Raw genomic sequence first — 3193 nt, 5'->3', positions numbered from 1 at the left:
GACGAGGCCAGCTGGGGCGAACTTTACGTGATGTTCGCCACCACGCGCGGCACCGTGCGCCGCAACGATCTATCCGACTTCGTCCAGGTCAACCGCAACGGCAAGATCGCCATGAAGCTGGAGGAAGAAGGCGACGAGATCCTCGGCGTCGAGACCTGCACCGACAAGGACGACGTGCTGCTGACCGCCAGTTCCGGCCAGTGCATACGCTTCTCCGTCGGCGACGTGCGCGTCTTCCAGAGCCGCAATTCGGTCGGTGTGCGCGGCATAACCATGGCCGAGACCGACCGCATCATCTCGATGTCGGTGATAGAGCATGTCGATGCTTCGCCAGCGGAACGCGCCGCTTACCTGAAGCGCGCGGCGGCGGAGCGGCGGCTTGCCACGGAAACGACCGGCGAAGAGGAAGAGATCGCGCTGACCAATGAGGAGATCGGCGAGGAGACGGAGCTTTCCGACAACCGATACGAAGAGCTCAAGGCGCACGAACAGTACGTGCTGACGGTCACCGAGTTCGGCTACGGCAAGCGTTCGTCATCCTATGATTTCCGGCTGACCGGACGCGGCGGCAAAGGCATCCGCGCCACCGATGTGTCGAAGGCAGCCGAGATTGGCAGGCTGGTGGCGACGTTCCCGGTCGGCAATGACGACCAGATCATGCTGGTGTCGGACGGCGGCACCGTCATCCGGGTTCCGGTCAACGGCATCCGTTTCGCCAGCCGCGCCACCAAGGGCGTGACCATCTTCAACACGGCTGAAGGCGAAAAGGTGGTTTCGGTCGAGCGGATCTCGGAACCGCAAGCGGACGAAGAAAGCGATGAGACGGTCGAGGGCGGTGCTGATGCCGCTCCGGCGCCTGACGCCGGTCCGGACGGTGCGGACTAAGTCCGGCACCCGGGTTTTGACATAGCAACGCCGGCCAGGTGGCCGGCGCGGCAGCAAGTTCAGGCTTTATCAGTAGTGACGATATGGCTTGCGCGGGCCGAAGCCTTCGAAGCGCTTGGTGTTTGCCTTGACGCGGATGCGTTGCGCCTCCTGATGCAGCCCAAATACGGTGGCGATCAGCATGGCGACGGTCATTGCGGTGGCGAGCATGTAGATCAGCATGTGCGTGTTCTCCTGCGCCTAACAACGGATAGATGGGATTTTGGTTTCATCTTATTAAGGTGCAACCTAGTGAACGCTGCGTGAAGGCTTCGTGATCAGCGTGTTCATCTGTCGTTCATGTGCCGGAAAAGGTTCACGGCCGGCGCGCCGATCGGATTTGCCTTTGCGAGAGAGGCTCGCTAGAGCCTGTTCCATCTTGTTGATGGACGGAAGACGGAACGGGCTCTAGCTTTCATTTGAGCATGATCTTTTCCAAAAACCGGTTTCCACTTTTTGGGATCATGCATTAGAAGCACCTGCCATGACTGAACGCATCGCCCTCTATGCCGGCTCCTTCGACCCGCTGACCAACGGCCATCTCGATGTGCTGAAGGCCTCGCTGGCCGTGGCGGATATCGTTTATGCGGCGATCGGCATCCATCCGGGCAAGCAACCGCTGTTTTCCTTCGAGGAGCGGGTGAAGCTGATCGAGACGGCGACGAAGACGGAATTCGGCAGCGACGGTGCCCGCATCAAGGTCGTCGCCTTCGACGGGCTGGTCATCGACGCCGCCAGGAAGCAGGGCGCCTCGATCATGATCCGCGGCCTGCGCGACGGCACCGACCTCGACTATGAGATGCAGATGGCCGGCATGAACGAGACCATGGCGCCCCAACTGCAGACGGTTTTTCTGCCCGCCAGTCCTTCGGTACGCACCATTACCGCCACACTTGTTCGCCAGATTGCCTCGATGGGCGGCGACATTCGCCCCTTCGTGCCGGCGGCGGTTGCCGGTGCGCTCACAGCCAAGTTCAAGAAGTAAGTTTTCGGAGAAAACCATGCAGCTGAAAAAGCTAGCCTCGTTCCTTGTCGTGCTCGCCGGTCTTGTGGCTGTGTCGGTCTCGGCTTTCGCCGCCGACCCGGAAAACACAATGATCATCACGCTGAAGGACGGCGACGTCACCATTGCGCTGAGGCCCGATCTTGCGCCAAAGCATGTCGAGCAGATCAAGAAGCTGGTGCGCCAAGGCGCCTATGACAACGTCGCCTTCCATCGCGTCATCGACGGCTTCATGGCGCAGACCGGCGACGTCAAGTTCGGCAATATGAAAAAGGGTTTCAGCGCCGAGGCCGCCGGCACCGGCGGTTCCGACCTGCCCGACCTGCCGGCCGAATTCTCACAGACCGAACATTATAAGCGCGGCGTGGTCGGTATGGCCCGCTCGCAGGACCCAAATTCGGCCAATTCGCAGTTCTTCATCATGTTCGCTCCGGCACCGCCCCTCGATGGCCAGTACACGATCGTCGGCAATGTCGTCAGCGGCATGGAACTGGTGGACCAAATCAAGAAGGGCGACCAGGCGGACAACGGCACGGTCACCGATCCCGACCGGATGATTAAGGTGCGCATCGCCGCCGACAAGTAAATTGTCGAATAACTCTGTTTCTCAAAAGGATATCTGACATGGCCGAAATCAAGGATCGCGAGAACGCGCTCATCATGGAAACGACCAAGGGCAAGGTCGTCATCGAACTTTTCCCCGACCTGGCGCCCGGCCATGTCGCCCGCATCAAGGAACTGGCCAGGGAAGGCGCCTATGACGGCGTGGTCTTCCACCGCGTCATCGAGGGTTTCATGGCGCAGACCGGCGACGTCAAGTTCGGCAATTCGAGCAAGCCTTCCTTCGCGCCGTCCCGCGCGGGCATGGGCGGCTCTGAAAAGCCGGATTTGAAGGCTGAATTCTCCAACGCCAACCATGCTCGCGGCACCTGCTCGATGGCCCGCTCGCAGAACCCGAACTCGGCCAATTCGCAGTTCTTCATCTGCTTCGACGATGCCGCCTTCCTCAACCGCCAGTACACGGTCTGGGGCCAGGTCATCGAAGGCATGGACAATGTCGACAAGATCAAGCGCGGCGAGCCGGTGCAGGATCCCGACAAGATCGTGTCGCTGAAAGTCGCGGCCGACGTCAAGTAAGGGCAAACGACAATGATGGGCGTCGTCTGGTCGCTTCTCGGCATCCTGTCCGGCGCCTTCATTGCCATTCAGGCGCCGATCAATTCGCAGCTGGCGCGCGGCCTGGGCCTCCCGGTCGCGGCGGCTGCG

General features: G+C 60.9%; 6 protein-coding genes. 5 read left to right on the top strand and 1 reads right to left on the bottom strand.

The window, feature by feature from the left end:
• A partial coding sequence (locus EN984_RS27930; protein WP_272483129.1) for a DNA gyrase C-terminal beta-propeller domain-containing protein occupies positions 1-885 on the top strand: 885 nt, incomplete at its 5' end.
• A gap of 69 nt (positions 886-954) precedes the next feature.
• Here the strand turns inward: EN984_RS27930 and EN984_RS27925 are convergent.
• Positions 955-1107: a hypothetical protein gene (locus EN984_RS27925; RefSeq protein WP_081714296.1), complete on the bottom strand. Its 153-nt coding sequence runs from the start codon at positions 1105-1107 to the stop codon at positions 955-957.
• Between the two features lie 301 nt (positions 1108-1408).
• Here EN984_RS27925 and coaD point away from each other — a divergent pair, with 301 nt between their 5' ends.
• The 4 genes from coaD to EN984_RS27905 all read left to right on the top strand — a co-directional run.
• The gene (gene coaD / locus EN984_RS27920; RefSeq protein WP_127272529.1) at positions 1409-1909 is read left to right on the top strand and encodes a pantetheine-phosphate adenylyltransferase; all 501 of its coding nucleotides are present in this window, start codon (positions 1409-1411) and stop codon (positions 1907-1909) included.
• A gap of 16 nt (positions 1910-1925) precedes the next feature.
• A complete protein-coding gene (locus EN984_RS27915; RefSeq protein WP_127269468.1) occupies positions 1926-2513 on the top strand; it encodes a peptidylprolyl isomerase in 588 nt (195 codons plus the stop codon).
• 38 nt (positions 2514-2551) lie between these two features.
• The gene (locus tag EN984_RS27910) at positions 2552-3064 is read left to right on the top strand and encodes a peptidylprolyl isomerase (RefSeq protein WP_127269467.1); all 513 of its coding nucleotides are present in this window, start codon (positions 2552-2554) and stop codon (positions 3062-3064) included.
• Positions 3065-3076: 12 nt separating this feature from the next.
• Positions 3077-3193: DMT family transporter (locus EN984_RS27905; RefSeq protein ID WP_206517490.1), on the top strand; the 117-nt coding region annotated here is incomplete at its 3' end.

The organism is Mesorhizobium sp. M7A.F.Ca.CA.004.12.1.1 (genome assembly GCF_003997835.1).
Taxonomy (GTDB): domain Bacteria; phylum Pseudomonadota; class Alphaproteobacteria; order Rhizobiales; family Rhizobiaceae; genus Mesorhizobium.
Note: the sequence above shows the minus strand (reverse complement) of the source record. Positions and strands in the feature narration are given on the sequence as shown.